Origin of the sequence: Natronosalvus caseinilyticus, assembly GCF_017357105.1 — an archaeon.
Lineage (GTDB): Archaea > Halobacteriota > Halobacteria > Halobacteriales > Natrialbaceae > Natronosalvus > Natronosalvus caseinilyticus.
Map to the genome: position 1 here is coordinate 608,051 of NZ_CP071596.1, position 23,005 is coordinate 631,055.

A 23,005-nucleotide genomic window follows, 5' to 3' on the forward strand; every position below is an offset into this window, starting at 1 on the left:
TCGAGCGATAGACTCCGAATCTCCATCTATTCGACCGACGCCGCCGTCACTGTCGGGTAAAGCCAGGTCGACGAGTTATTTAACCCCTCGATAATAAACCGCCTCGGTAGAGTCGGTTCGCGTATGCCTGGAATCACGGCCGTCGAAACGCCACCGGCAACCGACGTTCTCGACGAGATGCTCGACACCGTCTGTTTTACTGACGATTACGTACGCGAGGATTTTCTGCTGGCGGACGAACTCGTCGTCGCGGCCACCGGCTACGAGCAGTATCCCGTCGACGTCTTCGAAACCGACGATTGCACGATTGTGCTCGAGGGCCACCTCTACGGGACCGACGACGTCGAAGCCGCCGTGACGGAAGCGGCGTCGTACGTTCGCGAGGACCAGACCGAACAGCTGTCGTCGTGGCTCGCCGAGAGAGACGCCGAGTTCCTGTTAGTCGTCGCCGACCGGGAGACGGGATCGCTGTGGATCCTCAACGACGCATTCGGCCGACTGCCGACCTATCGGGCGACGATCGGCGACACGACGCTCGTCACGCGCGAACTCAAAGCGGTTCGGAAACTCGCCCGGACCCTCGAGGACGGCCTCGAGCCGAACCGGCTGGCGCTCGGACAGCAGTTGCTCTTCGGGTATCCCCTCGGGACCCGGTCGCTGTACGAGGACGTCGAACACTTGCCCCCAGGGTCGCTTCTCGAGGTCGAGACCGGTGAAATCACGTCGCTGCACGAGTTCCGGTTCGATAGCCACGCCAACGCCGATCGGAGCGTCCGGGCGAACGCGCTTCGGCTCCGGGATCGGTTCGTCGAAGCCTGTGAAAATCGTGCCAGCGTCGGCGAGGAAACGGTCATCTCGCTGAGCGGTGGACTCGATTCGCGAGCAGTGATCGCCGGCTACAACCGCGTCGACTGCCAGTTGTACGCGGCGACGTCCGCAAGGGCCGACGGCGGCAACACTGCCGAAGTCGACGTCGCCAGGCAGGTCGCGGACGCGCTCGACGTCCCGTGGTCGTCGTACATCGCCGACCGGACGGAACACCACCAGTCGTTCCTCCTCGAGACGACGCAGGGGATGAACAACCTGGGGATGTCGATCGGGCTCGACTTCGCCGAACAGGTGGCCGAACGACACGAAAACGCCGTGTTCGTGACCGGAGACGGCGGTGACAAGGCGATTCCGGATCTGACCCCCGCACGAGAAGTCGACACGACGGACGACCTCGTCGAGGCACTCCTCGACGGCCAGCAACTCTTCTCGCCCGAGGAAGTCGCCGACATCGTCAACGTGACCGCCGAGGACCTCGTCGACTCCGTTCGCGAGCGGGTCGCGTCCTACCCGGAGACGACGCTCGAGGCCAAACACGTCCACTTTCTCGTGCGCGAACGGGGGGTCAACTGGCTCAATCACGGCGAGGACCGAACCCGGCACTACCTGTGGTCGACGACCCCGTTCTACGCGCTGCCGTTCTTCGAGGAAGCGATGGCGTGCCCGCCTGAACAGAAGCAGGGGAACGAACTCTACCGCGAGTTTCTCTCCGGTCTGTCGCCAGCAGTCGTCGGGATCGATTACGTCGACTTCGGGGCACCAATCGACTCGCTCGAGTTCCGGATCAAGCAGTACGGGTACAACTGGCTCACCAACCATCCAGAGCTGAAATCGCGCGTTACCAGTCTGTTGAAGCGAAACGGCAACGGAGCGGACGAGCGTCCCGTCCACGCCCTGTCCGAAGCGGTGCGGACGTCGACGGATCTGGATCGATACTTCTCGGAGGAGGCGATCAACCGAATCGCCTGGAGCGGCGGTGCACACACCAGCCAGCACCGGTACGTCCTGTATACTGCAATTGCGGCGCTTACGAACGACGAGCTCGAAGCGGCGTAGCGAGGATACGTGGAGACGCCGGTGAGATTACTGCCAGATCGTTAGACAGTCCGTTCAGTCGGGCGATTCGGTGCAACGAAGTCGGCATGCCGGGGCCCGATTTACCGTTGCGTCCGTTTAAGAGCCGTATAATAAGGCCCGACCCGAGTCACTGTTCCAGTACTGTGAATGTGCTGGACGGTCGTCGAAGTGGGACGTGGGAATGGGGCGGAGCGGACGACGTCGTCGACGATCATTTCGGCTGGATTCAGGTGAACAGATGAACCGAAGCATCGCAAGTGGTGTCCTCTCGGTCGTCAGTACCAAAGTCCTCGTACTCGTTATTACGGCGATTACGACGCCGTTACTCTACCGTTTGCTCGGTGTCTCAGCGTTCGGTGACTACGCGTTTCTGATGTCGGTGTTCGCGATTTACATGATTTTCGTCAGCTCCGGGATCACCGACGGAGTTCGAAAGTACCTTGCCGAAGATCGAAACACCGACGACTGGAGCGGCCACGTCGTCGGTTTCTACTTTCGGCTGGCGACCGGATTCGCAGTCGCTGGAGCAGCGTTACTCGCCGTGGCCGCGTACTTCGAGGTCATCTCGACTACGTTTGGGGACACGTACTCGGCGTACTTCTACGTCCTCGCGTTACTCGTCGTTCTCGCCCAGTTCCGGGATTACGCTCGAAAAACCCTCATGGGGTTCGGCCTCGAGCGCTACTCCGAGCCACTGAAGGTTCTCAATAAGGTGGCCTTCGTCGCCGTCGCTATCCCGCTCGTCTACCTCGAATTCGGCGTGATGGGCGTGCTCGTTGGACACATAGTCGCGAGTATTCTCGTGGCCCTGATTGGGCTGTTCCTTGTCAACAGACAGACATCCCTGGCCAGCGTGTTCTCGTCGCCGCCGCCGAATTTCCCTCGCCGCGAGATGCTGACGTTCAACTCGATGAGCATCGTTCTCGTCTTCCTCCTGATGTCGCTCTACCACGTCGATATCATCATGTTACAGCGATTCGGGGAGAGTTCACATGTCGGGAACTACAAGGCGGCACTCACCCTCGCCGAGTTCCTGTGGTTCGTCCCGCTCGCCCTGCAGACGGTCTACGTCCACTCGACCTCGGAACTCTGGTCGCAAAACCGGTTCGAGAAGATATCGTCGCTCGCGTCCCGAACGACCCGGTACACGTTCCTCCTGACGGCCGTCATGGCCGTCGGTCTCGCCGCGTTGGCAGATGTCGCCGTACCGCTCTACTTTGGGTCCGATGCGGAACCCGCAGTCGAGCCGCTCATCCTCCTGTTGCCCGGCGCGCTCGGATTCGCACTCGCCCGTCCCGTGCTGGCGATTTCACAGGGGAACGGACAGCTTCGATATCCCGTCGCTGCAACCGGTCTCGCCGCCATAATCAACGTCGTCCTCAACTTCCTGTTGATCCCCAGATTTGGCATGCACGGCGCGGCGGTCGCCACGAGCGTCGGCTACGGCTCGATGTTCGCCTTCCACATCATGAGTGCTCGTACGATCGGATTCAACCCGCTCTCGGACGCACGACTCAGCCAGGCCATGGCGACCGCCGGACTCGCAGGGCTGCCAATCTTCGCACTCGCGACCGCCATCCAGAACCCGTGGTTCGCGCTCGTCGTGGTCCCACCGGTCGGGCTCGCCATCTTCCTCGGATTTGCGGTCTTACTCGGCGCACTCGACCCCGCCGAACCGTTCGAAATTCTCGCGATCGCACCAGACCCGATCGGGTCCGTCGCGAGCAAGTTCTGTCGGCGCCTCCAGACGACGCCGGGTGATTCGCCAATCGCGATGGGACAGAGTCTACTCGTCGCGATCGGACTGTCACTGCTGGTTTCCGGGCTCGTTCTCAGCCTTGTCGGCCCGGGAATCGGAATGGCCCACCCCTGATCGGCGGGCGCTCACGGGGTCACAACCGTCGTCTGACCAACAGACACGAATATTTTTGGAAGAAAGGTTTACAGGAGGGACGTTCCTAGTTTCCACAATGGACCTTTGGCCGAAGCGGGTGTGGTGCCCGTGACCGGTTGGACCAGCGACCGAGACACGCCAGGGGAACCGATTGGTGGGCCGGGGTGGCGGGGAGTCCCGGATGCCCGCAGACGCATCACCGTGAAGAGATTGCAATGAACGCTACCAGGAACGAACACACCGACGTGCTGCTGATCGAAGACAATCCTGGCGATATCCGCCTGATAGAGGAAGCCTTCGGGGCACACAGCGAAGACGTGACGCTCTCCGTCGTCCACGACGGGATCGCGGCGCTCGACTTCCTCTTTCAGCGCGGGGAGTACGCCGAAAGTCCCACTCCGGGCCTCGTCTTGCTCGACCTCAACCTCCCGCGGAAGAACGGTGACGAAATCCTCGAGGAGATGAAGAACGAACCGACGCTTCGTCGAATTCCGGTCGTCGTGCTCACCAGTTCACAGGCGCGCGAGGACGTACTGCGGACGTACGACAAGTGTGCAAACGCGTTTCTCACGAAGCCAATCGACCCCGACGCATTCCTCGAGATCATCGAGTCGGTCAGGGAGTTCTGGCTGTCGACTGCCAGACTTCCCGACACTCGAGGGTGAACCCGGCAGTCACTCGATCCGGTGTTCGAGGTGTTCGCGCTCGAGCACGAGCATAAGCACGAACACGGTGAAAATCATCGCCAACAGCACGGGCGCCGCGTCGATTTCAGTCATCAGGAGGCTCGTGGTCGTGGCCGGGGTCGAGGTCACGTTTTCAGTCGACGGTCGAGGGTCGACGGTCAACGATCGACGCTTCGATCCGATCACGGACGGCAATCCGTACGTCCAATCACGCGTCACCGGCCAGCGCCGAGGCCGTCACGACCTGGACGTCGGTCGAATCAACGTACTCGAGCAGGTCGACGAACGCGTCCTCGGACATCCCGTCGGAACCGCCAATCTCCTCGAAGCGGATCACGGCGAGCTGACCGTACTGGTCGGTGTAGTCGACGTACTGGGTCACTTCCGAACCAGCCGTTCCCGAGAACGTGCCGACGTTGTGCGGGTCGGTGAGCGGGAGACCGTTCGGGCCACCCCCGTAGCGGAACGCCACTTCGTAGTGTTCCTGGACCAGGTCGTAGGTGTTCGGTCCCATGATGTTCCGCGGCGTGACGAAGTAGTTGGCACCGTCTTCGAACCCGCGGTGTTCGAGGAACTTGTTCGTCCGTTCCATCGCGCCCTCCTGTTGCTCGCGCGTGAACTCGTTGATGTTTCTGGAGCCGGTTCGCGGGCGAGCGGCCATGTCCCAGCCGGCTTCCGCGAGGTCCTGCATCTGATCGTGCGTGAGGCGTCCGGTCTCGTCGACTGCTTCGGGAATGACGGCCTCGACACCAGCGAAGCCGAACGACTCCATGTGCTCGAAGGCGGTTGCGTGGTGTGACTCGAGGGTGCCGTCGAAGAGGAACAGCACCGATCCCTGGCCCGAGCGCTCGGTCGCGCGAAGGTCGTCGATCGCAAAGTCGATCGGCCCCTCGTTCGAGCCGCGTCGGTGAGCGATGACCCGGAACTCGCGAACGTCCGTGAGGTCAGGTGAGGTGTCGACGTTCGTCGTCCCGAAGTCGACGCGAACCCAGCGGTCGACCGGTCCGGTGAGCACCCGACGCAACGTCACCTTGTTCCGTGCGTTCGGTGCGAGGACTTCTAGCGTGATCATCAGCTGTTCTCGACCCGAGTACTTGACAGCCATCGACAAGGCCGCATCGGACAGGTCCATGCTCTCGGGGAGCATGAACGAGGAACCGGCGGACTCGTTACCCTCATCGGCGTGCAGTCGGGCGGACTGAGAGCCCGCGTAGGGGTCGTCGGTCGTCGCCTCGATGGAGCCGCCGTCGAGCAACGTGGCCCAGTTGTCGAGGGACTCGAAGTCCTCGAGCGTCTCGCCCGGGAGGTGATCGAGTTCGCTGGCCGAATCCTGGGGGGTCTCGTTACCGTTGCTGGTGTCAGAGCCGTCCGACGAGTTCGTCTCGTTGTCACTCGAGTCGGACGGAGACGAATCCCCGTCGTTCGAGAGACAGCCCGCCAGTCCGAGTGCACCAACCGTCCCAGCAGTACGAATGAACGATCGTCGATTTCGGTTCGTCATCACCAGAGTGGTCAACACGTTGCACCTTTCTTATAGAGGTAATAGGTGGCTCGAGCGAAACACCTTATGTGGTGGAAATACGCCGTATACGGCGCTTATCCACTCGATAATAATGGACGCAGGGTCACTATCCGGGGTAGATGCCACGCGTTAGCGTTATCATCCCGACGTACAATCGGGCAGGCTCGCTCGTGCGCGCAATCGACAGCGCACTCGAGCAGACGATCGACGACCACGAACTCGAGGTCGTCGTCGTCGACGACGGCTCGACGGATAATACCGGACTGGTCCTCGCCGAGTACGACGACCCACGGGTTCGTCCGGTCGTCCACGCGACGAACCAGGGGGCGAACGTCGCTCGCAACACCGGCATCGAGCACGCGCGCGGCGAGTACGTCGCGTTCCTCGACTCGGACGACGAGTGGGATCCCACCAAACTCGAGAAACAGCTCGCGGCGTTCGAAGGCCGCGGCGACGACTGGATCGGCGCCTACTGCGACACGGCGTTCGACCTCGAGGGGACCAGTGGTCGGCTCCGGGGAGTCACCGCGAGCCTCCTCTCGCGGACGGACGAGCAGCCGACGATGGAGGGCAACGACGACCTGATTGGCGAGATTCTGTCCGACGGCGTCCAGCCGGGAGCCGGCTCGACGCTGCTCGTTCGAACCGACGTCGCCCGCGAGATCGGCGGCTTCGACGAGGACCTGGATCGCTTCCAGGATCCCGAGTTCTGTCTCCGCGTCCTCGAGCAGGGGAAACTCGCGTACGTAGACGAGAAGCTCGTCGTCCGCGAGGAGACGGGCCACCCGCCAGCGGACGTCGTCCGTCGAGCCGATCAGCAGTACCTCTCGAAACACGAGGACCTGGTCGAGCGCTACGAGGCCGAGGGGTACGAGATTCGCTCGAGACACCAACTCGTCCTCGCGAAGCGGTACCTCGCCGAGGGACGATTGCTCCGAGGGGCCTGGCACCTGCGAAAGGCCGCCGTCTCCGCCCGGCACTACCCCGGCCTCCTCTGGGCGACGGGATCGGGCGTCCGACGGCGGCCGCTTCCGATCGTCGCCTCGCTCGCGCTGGTCTTAGTCGCCAGTACGCTTGGCCGACGAACGCTCACGAACCGCGTTCTCGATCGTTCGTCGTCGCGGTAGCGACTGCGAGCCGTCCGTACGCTGGGAGCGATTCGGCCGAACGTTTCACCAGAGGAAATATTCGCTCGAAAACGTGCGTTTCGAGCATCCCCGCCTCCCGTTAGCGTTAGCGTCGAGATAGTAAAGCCACTCTGGGCGCCAGTCCGGACCGGCATGGATCGAGGTTCAATCTCACGACGATCGCTACTGACTGCTGCTGGCAGTTGCGCACTGGCGAGTGCCGGCGTCGCGTACGCGAGCAGAGGTACCGCGAACGAGGGAAGCACAGCGGCCGACGGATCGGCCGTTTCTCGCGATACCTTCACCATCCTGTCCGGCACCGACCGGGAGACAACCGGGTACGTCACGCAGGCGGAGGCAGACGGACCGACGGTCGTCGTTCTCGGCGGAATCCACGGGAACGAGGTGGCCGGATACACGGCCGCCGGCAAGATCGCTGACTGGGAGATTACGGCCGGAACGCTCGTGACGATCCCCGAAGTGAACGCTGCCGCCATCGAACGCGGGACGCGAACCGACGAGGAAGGCACCGACCTCAATCGGCAGTTCCCCGAAGGTGAAGAGCCGCGAACCGAGCTTGCGCGCGCAATCTGGAACGTGCTCCTCAAGTACGAACCCGACACCCTCATCGACCTTCACGAGTCCGTTGGGATCTACACCGGCGACGACGTCGACGGGGTCGGGCAAGCGATTTTCCACTCGAGCGACGACGAGGCGGCGGCTACCGCCGAGGAAGCGGCGGCCCTCGTCAACCAGGACTACGTCGACGACGCCGACCTCGCGTTCCAGACCGACGACTTCGCAGGGCCGGACGCCTCGCCGTCGGGCCTGGTCGCGCACAAGGCGGCGCGCGAGCTCGAAATACCTGCCTTCCTGGTGGAGACGCTCTCGGTCGACGTCGGCCTCGAGACGCGGGTCCAGTGGCACCTGGCGATCGTCGAGTCGCTCGTCGGAGACGGGCTCTTCGCTGAGGACGACGACGAAGGTGGCGAAGACGACGAGACCGACGTCGAAGACCCGGACGTCGACGAGCCGGAAGAGCCCGAACCGGAGCCCGAACCCGAACCCGACGACCCCGACGCAGGCGAGCCGGGTCGTGATCCAGTCGCCGAAATCCGAACGACACCCGAAGACGCGGCCGAGCGGACGCTCTCGGTCGACGATACCGTCGAACTCGACGCCTCCTGTTCGCGCGCGCCGGAGGGGGAGATCGTTCGATACGAGTGGAGCGTCTACGACGAGGGCAGTTTCGACAAGACCGGACGAACGATAGACGTCACGATCAGCGGCGAGGGCGACCATCCCATCGTCCTCCGTGTCGAAGACGACGGCGGACGAACCGATAGCGCGGAAATCACGCTCTCGGCGGAGAGTTCCTGATTTCCACTCGAGGAGAGCGACTGGCTGCACTACCTCCGCTCGTGTGGTGAGGTGGCGCGGTCTGGCGCCTCGAGACGGCTCGTTCGGACGGGAGCGTACTCGCTATCGAGCGGGCTGTCTTACACGATACACGTTATCTTTCGAAGGAATGGTGCTCGCTCGAGCGTCGTCAAACGATAAATGGCGAGACGAGTGACTCCTGGTAGTTCGATCGAATCAGTTTCCGGACGTACGCATCTCCCAGAGCTCGTCGAACGTGATGACCTCCACGTCGGACTCGTCGATGTACGCGAGCAGTTCCTCGTAGTCCTCCTTGGGCATGGTGTTGTTCGCGGAGAACTCGTGGAAGTTCAGGATCGTACACTGGTTGTACGCGGCGGCGAGGTCCACGCAACGCTTCGAAATGTCGAGGTCGTGTCCGATCGTCCGGGGCAGCGCCAGCGGATCGAAGCCGTGGACGTTCGTCAGGTTGACGTTCCCGGCCTGATTGAAGCCGCCACAGTAGTGGTACTTCGAGATGTACTCGAGGCTGGTGGCGTCGTAGCTGTTGTGCGGGTAGACGATGAAATCTGCGCCCATGAACTCGTGCTGGATGAGCCAGTTCTTGTCCCCGCGGAGGCGCCCCTCCAGCTGTTCCTCGTCATCGTACTCGTGCATCCGCGAGTGGGTCCCGTGGGTAACGATCTGGTCACCCGCTTCCTGTCGCTCCTTGAGTTGTGAGGTCGACATGATCCCCTCGCGTGCCTCCTCGGACCACCGGGGGACGACGGCCTGGACCGCACTGAAGCCGTACTCGTCGTGGAGTGGGCTCGCTTTCTCGAGGAAGTCCAGAGACGCGTCGTCCCAGGACAGCATCACGTACCCCGTGTCGGCCGTCGGGACCGCGCGCAGGTCGTCGACCCACACCTCCGCCTCCGGCATCGAGTGGAGCACCTGGATCTGAAGGGTGGCGATGTCGTCCATCATCGGCTCGATCGAGCTCTCTTCGAACACGCCGGGGCTCGAGCGGAACCATCCGACGTCGGGCGCGCGGTAGGTAATCTCTCGGAGGGAGTAAACTCGCTCGCTTCCGTAGGAGTCGACGACACGGATGTTGATGGTGATCCGATCTGGGGTCGTCGTTCGCACGGCGAACGAGAGGTCGAAGTCGGTCAGGTCGACGTCGGAGAGTTCGCGCTCGACGACGATGTTCTCGTCTTCGCCCGCCGTGAGATGGAAGCTCTGTGAGCCGTCGAAGACGACCTCCTCGTCGGCTTCGCCCGACCCCTGTACGACCTCCCACGGACCGAGGTCCTCGAAGTCATCGAGGGAATCGCCCGCCTGGCGATACTCCTCACGGCTGTTGTACTCGGTCTCGAGGGCCGGCACGCCGTTGCCGTCCTCGTTTCCGTCGGAGTCGTTGCCGTCTTCGCTCCCGTTGGAGTCGTTGCCGTTGCCAGTATCGTTCCCGTTACCGTTCCCGTCCCCGTTCTCGTTACTCCGCAAGGAGTTCAGGCGATCAGTACAGCCCGCGAGCCCGGCCGCCATCGCAGTCGCACCCGAGGTGGCCAGGAAGCGTCGCCGCGTCGTATTGTCTCGCGTCATTGGTACCCGGCAGTACCGGCAACAGCCCCATTATTATAGACGCGATAGACCCCTCGAGCACTCATCCAATACCGCAGCAGACCACCGCAACAGGTTCCGACCCCGGAATCCCCGAAATCGGGCGCGACTCGAACCAAGTCCGTCACTCGCTCGAGGCTTAATGACGCCATAGTAAACGACGCGGCGCCAGATACTGGTAGGTACACAGGCGAACGCGCGACGGCCCCACCACGATCGGTGGGACGCCGTCGACGGTTCGTTCGAGGGAGACATTCGACGATGAACAAAGAACTATTCGGCGTGTTTGGAAGCATCGAGGCGTTCGAACGTCACCGGTCTGTAGAGGCGTTCGACGACGTACTCGCAGGAACGGAGATCACAGTCGGTATCAGAGATCCCGGTCTCGGTACGCCCGGCTGGAGCGCCCGCTACGCCGACGAACGTGGTATCTGTGTCGTCTGGGGGGAAGTTTACGTTCCCGGCGACGAAACCAACGCGGCTCGCTGGCTGCTCGAGCAGTACGATTCCGAAGACGACGCGGCGTTCGACGTGCTGAACGGATCCTACCTCGCCGTCGTCGATCCGGTCGACGACGACGCCTTCGTGGCGACCGACCCGGTTCGCTCTCGGGAGTGTTTCTACACCGACGAGCCGGGAGTCCGCACGTTCGGGACTGACGCGGCTAGCGTCGCCCGGACGGTCGATGAACCGTCGGTGAACCGAAACGCAGTCCTCGAGTACCTCCACCTGGGCGTGACCCTCGGGGAAAAGGCTGCCTTCGAGGAACTCTCGCGACTGCCGATAGATAGCCGACTGACCCAATCCGGGGTGGAATCGTTCGAACGCTTCGTCTACCAGCCCCACCAGTTCGATTACGTCGACGAGCTGGCTACTCGGCTGAAACGGGCACTGGAACGACGATCCATCCTCCCGGGACGGAAAGGGCTGCTCCTGTCTGCCGGTTACGACTCTCGCGTGTTCCTGCCGACGATACCAGACATCGAGCGCTGTTACACGGTGGGAACGCCATCAGCCCAGGAGGTCACCGGCGCACGGCGCGTCGCGACCCAGTACGGGGTCGATCACGTCGCCTTCAAACCCGACGAGCGGTACCTGCTGGCCGAGGAGTCGAAGACCCAGTACGGACAGGGGATCAAAGAGTCGCTCCACATCCACCACGCCGGGTACACCGACGAGATGAACGTCGATACGATGTATCACGGCCTGCTCTGTGATACGTTCTTCCGGGGACACTTCACCGCACAGGACACGATCGAACTCTTCGGAACGGAGGTTCCGCGAAACAGACTCGATCCAGACCCCGATCCAGTCGCCTCCCTCCTCGGAAAGTTCGGATACGACCGGAACTCGAGTGAAGCCCTCACCGAGCACATCGCCTTCGACGAGGACCCCGACCCGTTCGTCCGGGACGCGATCGCAGCGGAGTTCGACACCGTCGGCGATCGGGCCGTGACGACCCAGAACTCGCTGACGTGCTGTGGAATCGCTAACCAGCCGTCGATCCCGTTTCACAATCACCTTGCGGATAACTTCTTCGCGTCGTTCCTCGCGGCCGACATCGAACTCGTCCGGTGGCATCTCGAGACGCCGCCGGCCCACCGAACGACAGATACCTTCCTGAAGGCCTGCGAACGTCTCGATCCCGATCTCCTCCACCATCGCCCGCCCGATCGCCCGCACGACGTGACCCTGCTCAACGAGGCCGAACGGTTCGTCCGCCGGAAGACACCCCTGCTCGAGCCGTTCGAACCGCCGTGGCCGGACCGCGAGTGGATCTTCGACCACTACGGACTCGACCGAAAACTCCTCCCCCATCTCGAGCACGTACACGGGCTACCGGTGAGACACAAATTACGACTGAACGATCTCAACCGGTGGATCGGTGCTTCGACCGACGACGTCGACAGTGCTCGTTCGTGGCTTCACCCGAAGTCAGTAGCGAGAGACGAAAACGGAAACGACGACCGCCCGACGCAGCCACTTCCCCAGTAACGGGCCGTACGTGTGACAGTAGTGGACTGTTTCGGTGAGTAATAGCCCAAAAAATGCTCTGTAGTCGGTTTCAAATTTCTCAACAACGGTTCTGTCACCGTCTTTCACACACATTCGTTCGCGAAGGTGTCCGAATTGGTGAACGTACGGACCGATGAGTCATTACTCGGTTTTGCTCGCCTCAACGCTCTCTAATGGGGTCGTAGTACTGTTCAGAAACCAAAAATGAGGAGAATACTTATAACCCATCACTTGTTTGGTTGGAATATGCGTCTGACGCCGTCTTGGGTTCGTTCGTCGCGAGACGCGTCTTCGGGCACCCAGTCCGCTCCCGACGACAGCGCTTCACCCGCACCCGAGGTACCAATCTATTACGCGACCGACGAGTCGACGGGTTCGTCGTCGACTCCGCCGGTATCGGCTGCCTCGTTCGTGCCAGAATCCGATAGGGCGCTCCTCGATGAAATCGCCGAGCTAGAAGCACCTGTCACGGTCGATGAACTCGCGGACAATCTCATCTGGCCGGCTGATCCGCCGATCGAAACGTGGGCCGACGTCCACGAACTCCTCTACGACGAACGGCTTCCGGAGCTCGAAGCGGGAGGAGCACTGGAATTCGACGCCGAGAAAGGGATGATCGAACACGTCCGAGAAACCGAAGATCACGCCGAAGGCGTCTGGTTTTCTCGACCAGTCCTCGGATTACTCTCGCTCGTCTTGCTCGCGACGACGCTATTTCTCGTCTCGACTGGTGTCGTCACGGCGGCTCCGTTCTAACGCCCGTAGCATCCGACGAACTTCTCAGCGTACTCGCGACGGTGACGGTGTTCTCGAGAAAACGTAGCTGTCACAGAAAGGAGTGCCGTCGTCAGCACGGTGAGACGACCGTCGTCCGATCAACGGGAGACTCAGTTGACGAATCGACCAGCAGTCAGTACCGTAAACAAGAGCAGTATCAACGCGCTCAGGCCAATGCCAGAGAGCAGCGAGACGAACGGCAGTTCGAAGATCGCGCCCAGGAAGACCAGGTAACACAGCGCAGTTGCTCCCAGATAGTAATCGTCCCAGCCGCCGCTCGCGCTGGGCTCTGCGGACTCCTCGTCCGTCGGCTCTCCAACCTGGAGGTACTGATCGACGTAATCGGCCAGCGGCTCTCGCTCGACGACCCCCCGGTTCTTCTGGTAAGAGATGATGCCGGCCTCGTCCAGTTTCGACAGGTGTGACTGGTAAAGCGGGATGTACACGCGCTGGCGCTGTGCAGACGTGAGCTGGTCGACGGTCGTCTCGTGTTCCCACGCGGCGACTTGCTCTGCTACGTCGCGCATGCGAACGCTTCCCTCCGTATCGCGCAGATACTCGAGCACGAGCCGGCGACGTTCGTTTTGCAGTAGATGAAAGAGTTCGTCCTTCGAAAATGGGACGTCCTCTTCCGGAGCATCGGTGCTCCCATCAGTCGTCTGCTCGTTCTCTTCTTCAGGGCTGATATATTCGGACTTCATCGCACCAGTCTTCTGGAAACAGTTCCGGGTAATAAAGGATAGAAACCGTCCAGCGATGAACGATTTATTTTAGTTGAATTCACGGGCCGTCCCAGACATTTTTTGTCTTTTTAATACACCTATATCAGCAATTACAGACCCAATACCACCAGAATTGCCTTTATATAAAACATCCAATTAGTAATTGATTTCGCTCAAGATAGGACGGTATTAGCCACTGTTCAAGACCATTTTTCGGTCATGTGAGAGGCAAGTTTCGAGAAGGGGCTGAAGATAGCAAAACAGTGTCTGGAACATTACATTCCGGGTCGCATCTACCGTTTTTTCCGCCTGTGACCCTCGAGAATTACCGTCCAGATAATAAATGACCGCGAAAACCTCTCGAGAAGCAATGAGCGACAACAACTGGTGGTTTCTCGATCTGGCCGCCGTCATCGCGGCGACCGGATTCCTCTCGTTCGGCCTCCTACTCGGCGTTCCAGGCGTCGCTCGAGTGGCATTCGCCTTGCCGCTCGTGTTATTCTTGCCGGGATACGCGCTGATCGCCGTACTGTTCCCGGACGCGCCGAGCGACGACTACCAACCGTTCGATATCGACCGCACTGGGCTTCGAAACCCGCTTTTAGTCTCTGGCGGCCTGGCGTCCACGGAGCGGATTATCCTATCAATCGTCGCGAGTATTTTCCTCGTTCCCGTGATTGCCCTTCTTGCAAGCGTAGCCCCTAGGGGTATTGCTCCGGAAACGGTCATCCTCGGTATTGCAGGATTGACAGGATTATTGACGCTTTTCGCGATTATCGCACGGTACCGATGCGCACCCGATCGCCGGTTCGTGTTGACGGTCGGTATGTCCGGTCTCCTGTTCAGTCGATCGAGCCGATCCACCGGTGTGTCCCCGCGACCGTTCAACATAGCGATCGTCATCGCACTCCTGGTTCTCGTCGCGACGACCGGCTTCGCGGTCGCCAACCCACCGACCTCGGAATCGTACACTGAATTCGCGTTCGAGACCGAACCCATCACTGGCGATACCGACACGGTGTACCAGGCCAACTACGCGGCGGGCGAGGCCTCGGACGTGACCGTGTCGATCACGAACCACGAGGGAACGGAGCAAACGTACACGACCGTGGTTCTTCTCGAACGGGTGAGCTACGGGGAGTCAGACGCCACGGTTGAGGAACGAGAACAGCTCACGAGCGAATCCATTACACTCGCAGACGGCCAAGAGGAACAACAGACGCTCGAGATGACGCCGACGATGCAAGGGGACGACGTCCGGCTAACAGTGCTGTTGTACAAAGGGGAGCCGCCGTCCGACCCCTCGATCGAAAACGCCTATCGAGCGGTGCACGCACCGATCGTGGTGGAGTGAATGTGGCCGTGGGAGCATTTGCTGTTCGCGTACCTGCTGTACTCGCTCTACACCAACGTCGTTCGGAGACGCAGTCCGTCGGGGCCTGAGACGCTCGCGGTCGCCGTTGGCTCACAGCTACCGGATCTCGTCGATAAGCCACTGGCCTGGACGTTCGACGTCACCCAGACCGGCTACTCGGTTGCTCACTCGATATTTGTGGTTCCGTTCGTCTGTCTGGCTGTGTACGTTCTCCTCCACCGCTGGGAACATGGATCGGTCCGACAGGCGACCGCGTTCTCGATCGCGATTCTGTCCCACCTCGCCGGGGACATCGTCTATCCGTGGCTCACGGGAGGCCACCTCAATCCGAGAGCCGTCACGTGGCCGGTCACTTCGCCGCCAACGGCCGATCAAGGGAGCTTCCTCGATCACGTCGTCATCTACGGCCACCGATCTCTCGAGCTGTTTCTCAGCGGCGAGCTCCCCCAGGAGTTGACGGTGCTGCTCGGTCTGCTGGCTCTCACCGTCGTCCTGTGGATCTACGACGGAGCGCCGGTCGCCGCCGACTGCTGGCGGTGGGTGTCCCGACGAACGTAGTTCGAGTCCGTCCACACACGCCCGGCACGTCTTCGGTCGTCCGCTCACGCTCCTGTAACCCTGCACGCCGTCCGTAACAGCGAGAGGGACGACGAGTAAGATGCTCGAGAGACGCCCAACCGAAACGAACAGTCCACCTTGCAACGGCGTCCAACCCGTGAGGAGGTCACACTGTTCGCCTGCCAGAACGAAGATCGACACCTGTACTGGGCGAGGAAGATGGAAGTAATCAACCGCTTCTCACGTCTCGTGTGGCGTTCGTTGAAACCGTCCGAGACACGTCTTGTGGAATCCGTCCAAAACCGTCCGAGACGTTCGTGGCGCGGTCTGCGGGCGGGTCCAGTCATACCGTCACTCACGAACTCGAGATGGAGGACACGCTGCCTGAATGACTTCCACTCGAGCAGGGGTTGTGCTTCCCATCCTGGTGTGTGTACACGCACACGTACGCGCTCGCTCGAGTGGAAGCGACTCGAGTCAAGTCACTCAGCCGATAGCGTCTCGAGCGCTCGTGACGCCGTGGTCGAGGGAAAAGTCGGCGGCACGCAGACGGTGTAGCCGTTCTGTCAGTTCGAAACCGGCGACGGCGTACAGAAATTGACGTCGCCGTTATCGTACACCGTCGCCTGGGTCGGACGACAGATCTGTGCGCGGTCGACCGACTTGAGTTGCGCCCGTTCGTCTTCGACGAAGTAGACCACGGACTCCGTCTGACTTGTCCGGTAGACCGTGTAGTCGTGTTCAGCGACGCCGTCTTCGGGTATCGTGACGTACGACGAGGACGGATAGGCGCCCGTTCGGCCAAAGACCGTGAAGTATGGATGGTCGGTGTGTAGTTGCTGATCGGGTCGGATTTCGGAGCCAGACGGGGAGCCAGTCATCTCACCGATCGACGAAACGGCGGTGAGTTCCGATTCGTCGTAGGCCAGCTGTTCGTGTTGCTGGTCGAATATCGGATTCTCGGTGTTGGTCTCCGCGGCGAATGCCATCGCTCCGGGGTAGACCAGGACCACCAGGAGCACGGTGACGACTGCGAGCCGGGGATCGAGGTCGCGGATAAATACCCGGATCGCAATCGCTCCGAGGATCGCCATTGGTGCGTAGAGGAAGGCGAACCATCGCGTCGGGATGAAGTTCCGAATCCCGAACATCGGCAGCCCCATCACGAAGACGAGCATGAACGCCGACGCGAGCAGCAGAGTGAAGACGGACTGCTCCGCCCGTTTCCGATGAACGACGTACAGACAGCCCGCGAACGTCAGTCCGAGCAGGAGCAAGAATCCAAGTGAATCGACGTACGGAACGACCTGATCGAGGAGCGTCGGTGCTGCGACCTCGCTAGCCGAGTCCTCGCTCCCCGCCCCGCTGGCGATGTTGAGAAAGCCGGCACTCTCCTCGATCGTCTGCGTGAAGTAGCTCAGGACGGTCCCCAGGAACGAATCCTGGCGATACGGCGTGAGCGACCAGACGAAAATCGTCAGTCCGAAGTTGAAGACGACCAGGCCGATCAGATTGACCGGCTTCTTCGTCCGGAACGTGTTTGTATCGAGGCGGTCGAGGCCGAACGGGCCGATCATGAAGACGAGCTGGGCGAGGAACGCGGTCACGAGCACCACGAGCATGATGAACGTCGACACCTGATGGGTGAGGATGACCGCGAGACTCAACACCAGGAGTAACGTGAAGTCCCGGATCGTGTACTCGATCCGCATGACGCGAATCAGCGCGTAGAGGACGCCGAGGAAGAACACGAGTCCCATGCTGGTCGGGATCAGGTGCATTCCCCACATGGAGACGTAACTCGCCATGGCGAACAGGCCGGCTGCGAGCGCCGACCAGCGCGGCGAGATCAGCAGGTTCGCCGTCGCGTAGACGAGCAGGATCGAGAGCGGCATCACTACGCCAACGGTCAGGTACAGCGCTGCCCGCAACGGAACGTCGAAGACGAGCGCGCTCGACGCCACGAGCAGGTGATACAGCGGTGAACCGTAGTGTTTGTCGTGGGAGATGGCGCTCAGCGACCGCTCCTCGAGGATCGCTCCGGCCAGATCCATGTGCGTCCAGATGTCGATGCCGATGTATCCCGGCGTCGCGTACAGCGCCGTAAACCGGAAGACGAACGCGAAGAGGACGAGCTGGAGCAAAACGAGTCCCGTATTGAACGTCTCGTCCTCCGAGAAGACGATCTGGGCGATCAACAGCGTGCCAACGACACCCGACAACACGAAGAAGGCGAGCGTCCGCTCGCCCTGTACGAACGACAGTGCGACGAGCGCGGACAGGCCGAACAAGACGAGCGTCGGCAGCGCCATCAGGGCCGGTCTCGACAGCGTCGGCATCGCCGGATTGTCGTTTTGGGCATACAGCGACAGCAGGTACAGCCCACAGGCTAGCCCGAGGACGATCGGGACGGTTTTGATGTAGATCTGGGACGCGAGCAACCGGAGTGGCAACATCGCCAGCGCCAGGAAGAGTCCGATGATCGCGGCGACGGTATCGAGACGCAACGGCCGGATTCCCGACAGAAACGACGAGTTACGCATTCTCCGTCACCTCGAGACCGCTGCCCTGGCCCCTGGGTCGGGACCGCCGTCCGAGAACGTCGCGATAGCACTCGAGCAGACGGTCGCCCATCGCGTCCAGGCTCAGTCCGTCGACGACCTCGCGGCCGTTCGACCGCCGGTCGCCGTCGAGGACCGTCTCGAGGCCCGCGGCGAGGTCGGCGTCGTCGTCGCTCACGACGCAGTTGTCGACCTCGCCGATCGTGTCGCGGACGAAACCGACGTCGGTCGAGACGACCGGCACGTTGCAGGCGGCGGCCTCCTTGATGACCATCGGGCCGGCCTCGCGCTTCGAGGTCACGAGGAGGACGTCGCTGGCGTTCATGTAGTAGGGCATCTCTTCGTAGGGGACGCCGTCGATCGTTCGCAGTTCGAGGTCGGCGTCGGCGCGCTCGACGATGCGTTCGGCCCGCGGATAGTCCTTCTCGTCCCTGTTTGGATCGTACGGAAAGAGTGCGATGCGTTCGTCGGAGTCCCAGCCCACGCGCTCGCGGGCCTCTTCGCGCGGAACGGGTCTGAACTGCTCGGTGTCGACGCCGAACGGGATCTCGACGTGGTCGGTGCCGAGTTCGCGCGACATTGCGGGGCTCGGAACGATCGTGGCGTCCGCAAAGCGGGCGCCATAGCGGCTAATCGACTCGAGCCAGCGCATGTCGCTCATCAGGTCGGTTCCCCACAGGCTCATCACCACCGGACGCGTCGGCTGGGCGAGCGCGAACGGCGCGACGAGACCGTAGTGGCCGTGGATCAGGTCGTACTCGCCCGACCAGACGTGCGAGAGCACCTTCGGATAAAACCGCAGGTAGTCAACGGGCGTCCGCGGCGAGTCGGCAGCGTATTCGCCGGGAACGCCGATGACGGTGCACTCGACGCCACGTTCCTCGAGGACGGAAATCTGCTGCTCGAAGAACGAACGCGTAGAGGTGATGAGGTGTAAGACGTGCATGTCGTGTCAGTCAGCGTTAGCGGCGAGCGTCGGCCGGTCGGGCCTGGTCCCGGAGACGGTTTCGACCTCCCTGACGATGACGTCTGTCACGTCGATCCGGTCAGCGAGCAGTCGTTCGCGTCGACGGGCCCACTTCTCGGGGTCGTCTTCCTCGATAACCGAGATCGCCTTCTCGAGCGAGCGAGCGTGGCGGTCCGACCCGTTGAAGTTGAACACGAGGCCGTACTCCTCCTCGAGTTCGGTCGTGTATCCGAGCGACAGGGAGTTAACGTACACCGCCGGCGTACCGAGCACTGCGGCCTCGGCGGCCATCGTCGCGCCCTCGCCGACGAAACAGTCGGCGTACGCGAGCAGGTCGTGCATCCGGTCGGGTGACGTCGTGAGCCGGTTCGATTCGAGTTCCTCGGGGAGGGGGACCTCCGACGTGAGCACGACCTCGGCGCCGGCGTCCTCGAGTCGTTCGACGGCCTCGACCGGATCGTCGAAGCCGCCCTGTCCCATATCGTGCGAGGAGTCCCAGCTGCTCAGGCGCATCACGACGAGCGTGTCGTCGGGTTCCAGCCCGGCTTCCTCGAGGATTCCGGGATCCGGTTCGAACCGGTCGGGGTGGAGGTACGCGAGTTCGTGATAGCCCGGGTACTCGACCTTCTTCGAACCGATGTCGCCGTCGTAACACTTCGGCGTGCAGACGACGTCGGCGAACGGGTACGCGAGCGCCTTGATGATCGTCGCGTGTTCGGTGTCGTAGAAGACGACGCTCTTCACACCGACGAGTTTCGCGACGTGAGCGGCAGCGACGCCGCCGATCGCGGTGATGACGTCGGGCTTGATGCGACGCGCTCGCGCCAGCAGTTTCGCCTCGTAGGTCGCCTGGACCGCCGCCAACGAGAGCAGCGAGGTCGACTCGCCGGCCAGGATCTCGTGGTCGATGTCGTAGCACTCGAGCAAGTCCGTCACCACCTCGTTCTCGCGCGCGAAGACGTGGACGCTGTGACCGTTGGACTCGAGTTCGGCGATCGCGTGCTTGAAGAAGTGGACGTGTCCGGGGTGCTGGATCGTCACGATGACGCGCATCTAGCGACGCACCCCCTTCTCCGCGTTCTCACCGGCGTCGATCACCATCGCAACCAGGAAGACGACCGCACTCGCGACGAACGCGAGCCCGGTCGTGAACAGTTCGCGAAGTGACGTCTCTCCCTTGAAGGCGTTCGCGGTAGCGCCGCCGGCGAACGCGACGGCTCCAACCAGCGACGCGACGCCGATCAGGTACCCGAGCGCGGTCGGATCGCTACGATCGTCGGCGAGGCGCACTCGCATTCGCTGGAGGAAGCCACGTAGCAGCGTCACCGACGTGATCGGGATGAATCGCTTGTAGTCGATGGTGCTCTCCTCGTCGGCGTACTTCGCCGGCATCGAGACGTCGGCGACGCGCATCCCCGCGATGTTGAGCCTGACGAGTAAGTCGTTGGTGTACTCGTGATCGTCCGGCAGCGACTCGATGCCGACCGCCGACAGTGCCTCGTTGGTGATCGCCGTGTACCCGTTCTGTGGGTCCTGGAGGCTCCAGTACCCGCTGGCGACCTTCGTCAACTGCGTCAAGACCCAGTTGCCGAACAGGCGAAACGGCGGCATCTCCCGTCGGCTCTCCCGGTCGGCGAGTCGGTTGCCTTTTGCATAGTCGGCCTCACCCTCGACGATCGGATCGAGCAGTTTCGGGAGCTGGTCGGGGTCCATCTGGCCGTCCGCGTCCATCGTGACGACGACGTCCATTCCGTCGTCGCGTGCGCGGACGTATCCGGTCCTGAGTGCCCCACCGGCGCCCTGATTTTCCTCGTGGCGGATCGCGACGATCTCAGTCCCCCCGATCGCCCCGCCGTCGGAGAGCAGGGCGCGCGGTGCAACCCGCTCGTCGGTAGCCGGATCGACGCGGCGCTCGTCGGTCGACCGCCTCGAGCGAGCCGCGTACTCCTGGATGATCTGCCAGGTGTCGTCGGTCGACCGGTCGTCGACGGCGTAGATCCGGTCGACGAAATCGGGCATCGTCTCGAGGACGCTGCCGACGTGCGTTTCCTCGTTGTACGCCGGTACGATGACGCCGATGGTGTGTCCGCGGTACATTATACCCTCCGGTAGACGAAGCCAGCGTCAGCGACGGCGTTCTCGTCGAGTGCCGCAGTTACGTCGACCAGCGCCGGTTTCTCGTTGAGTTCGGCGGCGGCGTGCTCGAGGTCCATCTCGACGAACTCCTCGTGCGGTGTACCGAGGAGGATCGCGTCGAAGTCGGTGAAGTCGAGTTCGGTCTGGACGTCGATCCCGAACTCGTCGTGAATGGCGTCGGCGTCTGCGAACGGATCGTATCCTTCGATGCCGATGTCGTACTCCTTGAGTTTCTCGACGACGTTCGCGATCTTCGAACTTCGAATGTCTCCGACGCCGGCCTTGTACGAGAGGCCCAGCACCAGGACGCGGCTCTCACAGAGGGTCTTCTGACACTCGTTGAGCGCCTTGATCGTCAGGTCGGCGACGTGCTGGGGTACCTGTTCGTTGACCGCACGACCTGTCTGGATGAGTTCCGGCGTGAATCCCGCCTGCTCGGACTGGTAGGCCAGGAAGTACGGGTCGACCGGAATGCAGTGTCCGCCGACGAGCCCCGGCCGGTAGTCGTGGAAGTTCCACTTCGTCCCGGCGGCCTCGAGGACCGCTCGGGTGTCGACGTCGAGTCGCTCGAAAGCCATCGACAGCTCGTTGACGAAGGCGATGTTGAGGTCCCGCTGGGTGTTCTCGACGACCTTGCTCGCCTCGGCGACTTCGATCGAAGGGGCCCGGTGGACGCCGGCGTCGACGACCGACTCGTAGAGGGCGGCGACGTCCTCGAGTACCTGGTCTGTCTGTCCGCTGACGACCTTCACGACGTCCGCGAGGCCGTGTTCCTCGTCTCCCGGGGTCGCTCGTTCGGGCGAGTAGCCGACGAAGAAGTCCTCGCCGGCGGTCATCCCGGAGGTTTCCTCGAGCGCGGGAATCATGACCTCGCGGGTCGCGCCCGGGTAGACGGTCGACTCGAGGATCACCGTCGCCCCCGCAGTCATCTTCGAGCCGACGGTGCTCGCGGCGGCCTCGACGAAGTCGAAGTCCGGGCGGTTGTCGCAGTCGACCGGCGTCGGAACCGCGATGATGACGTAGTCGGCGTCGGCGATCTGGCTGGCCTCGGTCGTGTAGGAAACGCCGCTCTCCGCGACGGCCTCGTCGGTGAGGTCGCCAGTCGTGTCGACGCCGTTCTGGAGGGTTTCGACCTTCGACTCGTCGACGTCGAAGCCGACGACGTCGAAGTTGGCCTCCGCGAATCGGACGGCGAGTGGCAGGCCAACGTAGCCCAGCCCGACGACGCAGATCGTCGCCTCACGTGCGCGTTCGATCGCTGGCTCCTCGAGCGTTCCCTCCTGGCCCCGCTGGGAGTAGTCCGTGACGACGGGCACGTTCGATCGATTCTCGCTTCGCGATTCAGTATTGCTGAGTGGTGGATTCATAGGTACATCACCGTCTTCTTCGTGTGCCGGCCGACCGGGTCCGACCGATCGGAAGGTCGTTCATGTGGCGATCCCGGGAGCGGGACGCGCTATTTCCCCTTTCCAGCCTCCCTCCGTTTACTATACCGCTGATAAAACTGTTGCAGCGGCGAAGACGGTCGTTCTCAGGGCCGGTACCGGCCAGTCACCGGGGTATTAGCCGAAATTGAGCCAAAAAAGCGCCTCGAGGGCTTAGCCTGCCGTTAAGCGGGCCTGTAGCGCTTTATAATGAAAAGGGAGTCTCGTGTTAGTGGACGTACGGTCGTCCCCGATCGTCGTTTCGATCGGTCGGCTCGGCCGTGCGTGATCATCCGATCACCGATACCGAAACCGATCACCAACCAGCTCCGAAGGACCGAAGATATGACGGC

General features: G+C 62.1%; 17 protein-coding genes. 9 read left to right on the plus strand and 8 right to left on the minus strand.

The genetic code is table 11. The features are described 5' to 3' along the window. Positions 1–123: 123 nt before the first annotated feature. From J1N60_RS02975 to J1N60_RS02985, 3 genes are all read left to right on the plus strand, one after another. On the plus strand, positions 124–1,884 hold the full coding sequence (locus J1N60_RS02975; RefSeq protein WP_312910589.1) for an asparagine synthase-related protein: 1,761 nt from the start codon (positions 124–126) through the stop codon (positions 1,882–1,884). A 259-nt stretch (positions 1,885–2,143) separates the two neighbouring features. After that, complete coding sequence (locus tag J1N60_RS02980) at positions 2,144–3,778, plus strand: flippase (protein ID WP_312910590.1); 1,635 nt, start codon at positions 2,144–2,146, stop codon at positions 3,776–3,778. Between the two features lie 236 nt (positions 3,779–4,014). Further along, the gene (locus J1N60_RS02985) at positions 4,015–4,464 is read left to right on the plus strand and encodes a response regulator (RefSeq protein WP_312910591.1); all 450 of its coding nucleotides are present in this window, start codon (positions 4,015–4,017) and stop codon (positions 4,462–4,464) included. A gap of 229 nt (positions 4,465–4,693) precedes the next feature. Here J1N60_RS02985 and J1N60_RS02990 read toward each other — a convergent pair whose 3' ends face one another. Further along, on the minus strand, positions 4,694–5,986 hold the full coding sequence (locus tag J1N60_RS02990; RefSeq protein WP_312910592.1) for a polysaccharide deacetylase family protein: 1,293 nt from the start codon (positions 5,984–5,986) through the stop codon (positions 4,694–4,696). 140 nt (positions 5,987–6,126) lie between these two features. Between J1N60_RS02990 and J1N60_RS02995 the strand changes: the two genes are divergently transcribed. After that, a complete protein-coding gene (locus J1N60_RS02995) occupies positions 6,127–7,134 on the plus strand; it encodes a glycosyltransferase family 2 protein (protein WP_312910594.1) in 1,008 nt (335 codons plus the stop codon). 153 nt (positions 7,135–7,287) lie between these two features. Further along, the gene (locus J1N60_RS03000; protein ID WP_312910596.1) at positions 7,288–8,514 is read left to right on the plus strand and encodes a PKD domain-containing protein; all 1,227 of its coding nucleotides are present in this window, start codon (positions 7,288–7,290) and stop codon (positions 8,512–8,514) included. Between the two features lie 216 nt (positions 8,515–8,730). Here the strand turns inward: J1N60_RS03000 and J1N60_RS03005 are convergent, their stop codons facing one another. Continuing rightward, on the minus strand, positions 8,731–10,098 hold the full coding sequence (locus tag J1N60_RS03005) for a polysaccharide deacetylase family protein (RefSeq protein WP_312910598.1): 1,368 nt from the start codon (positions 10,096–10,098) through the stop codon (positions 8,731–8,733). Positions 10,099–10,377: 279 nt separating this feature from the next. Here J1N60_RS03005 and J1N60_RS03010 point away from each other — a divergent pair, with 279 nt between their 5' ends. Further along, on the plus strand, positions 10,378–12,111 hold the full coding sequence (locus tag J1N60_RS03010; RefSeq protein WP_312910600.1) for an asparagine synthetase B family protein: 1,734 nt from the start codon (positions 10,378–10,380) through the stop codon (positions 12,109–12,111). A 432-nt stretch (positions 12,112–12,543) separates the two neighbouring features. Further along, entirely contained in the window at positions 12,544–12,888 is a 345-nt protein-coding gene (locus J1N60_RS03015) for a hypothetical protein (protein ID WP_312910602.1), read from the plus strand. A gap of 131 nt (positions 12,889–13,019) precedes the next feature. Here the strand turns inward: J1N60_RS03015 and J1N60_RS03020 are convergent, their stop codons facing one another. Further along, complete coding sequence (locus J1N60_RS03020; protein WP_312910604.1) at positions 13,020–13,610, minus strand: DUF7344 domain-containing protein; 591 nt, start codon at positions 13,608–13,610, stop codon at positions 13,020–13,022. A gap of 391 nt (positions 13,611–14,001) precedes the next feature. Here J1N60_RS03020 and J1N60_RS03025 point away from each other — a divergent pair, with 391 nt between their 5' ends. Both J1N60_RS03025 and J1N60_RS03030 read left to right on the plus strand, forming a co-directional pair. Continuing rightward, positions 14,002–14,985 (plus strand): DUF1616 domain-containing protein, encoded by a 984-nt coding sequence (locus J1N60_RS03025; RefSeq protein WP_312910606.1) that lies wholly within the window; start codon positions 14,002–14,004, stop codon positions 14,983–14,985. Continuing rightward, a complete protein-coding gene (locus J1N60_RS03030) occupies positions 14,986–15,564 on the plus strand; it encodes a metal-dependent hydrolase (RefSeq protein ID WP_312910608.1) in 579 nt (192 codons plus the stop codon). A 566-nt stretch (positions 15,565–16,130) separates the two neighbouring features. Here J1N60_RS03030 and J1N60_RS03035 read toward each other — a convergent pair. The 5 genes from J1N60_RS03035 to J1N60_RS03055 are packed head-to-tail and all read right to left on the minus strand — an operon-like array spanning position 16,131 to position 22,595. Then, positions 16,131–18,107, minus strand: coding sequence for a hypothetical protein (locus tag J1N60_RS03035; RefSeq protein WP_312910610.1), 1,977 nt, complete (start codon positions 18,105–18,107; stop codon positions 16,131–16,133). Beyond that, positions 18,100–19,071, minus strand: a complete 972-nt coding sequence (locus J1N60_RS03040) for a glycosyltransferase family 4 protein (RefSeq protein ID WP_312910612.1) — start codon at positions 19,069–19,071, stop codon at positions 18,100–18,102. Before J1N60_RS03040 ends, J1N60_RS03035 begins: the two co-directional genes overlap by 8 nt. A 6-nt stretch (positions 19,072–19,077) precedes the next feature. Then, on the minus strand, positions 19,078–20,145 hold the full coding sequence (locus tag J1N60_RS03045; RefSeq protein WP_312910614.1) for a DUF354 domain-containing protein: 1,068 nt from the start codon (positions 20,143–20,145) through the stop codon (positions 19,078–19,080). Further along, positions 20,146–21,189, minus strand: coding sequence for a glycosyltransferase family 2 protein (locus tag J1N60_RS03050; RefSeq protein WP_312910616.1), 1,044 nt, complete (start codon positions 21,187–21,189; stop codon positions 20,146–20,148). It lies immediately after the preceding gene. Further along, positions 21,189–22,595 carry a nucleotide sugar dehydrogenase gene (locus tag J1N60_RS03055; RefSeq protein WP_312910618.1) on the minus strand — a complete coding sequence of 469 codons (1,407 nt, stop codon included), beginning with the start codon at positions 22,593–22,595 and terminating at the stop codon, positions 21,189–21,191. Before J1N60_RS03055 ends, J1N60_RS03050 begins: the two co-directional genes overlap by 1 nt. Positions 22,596–23,005 lie beyond the last annotated feature (410 nt).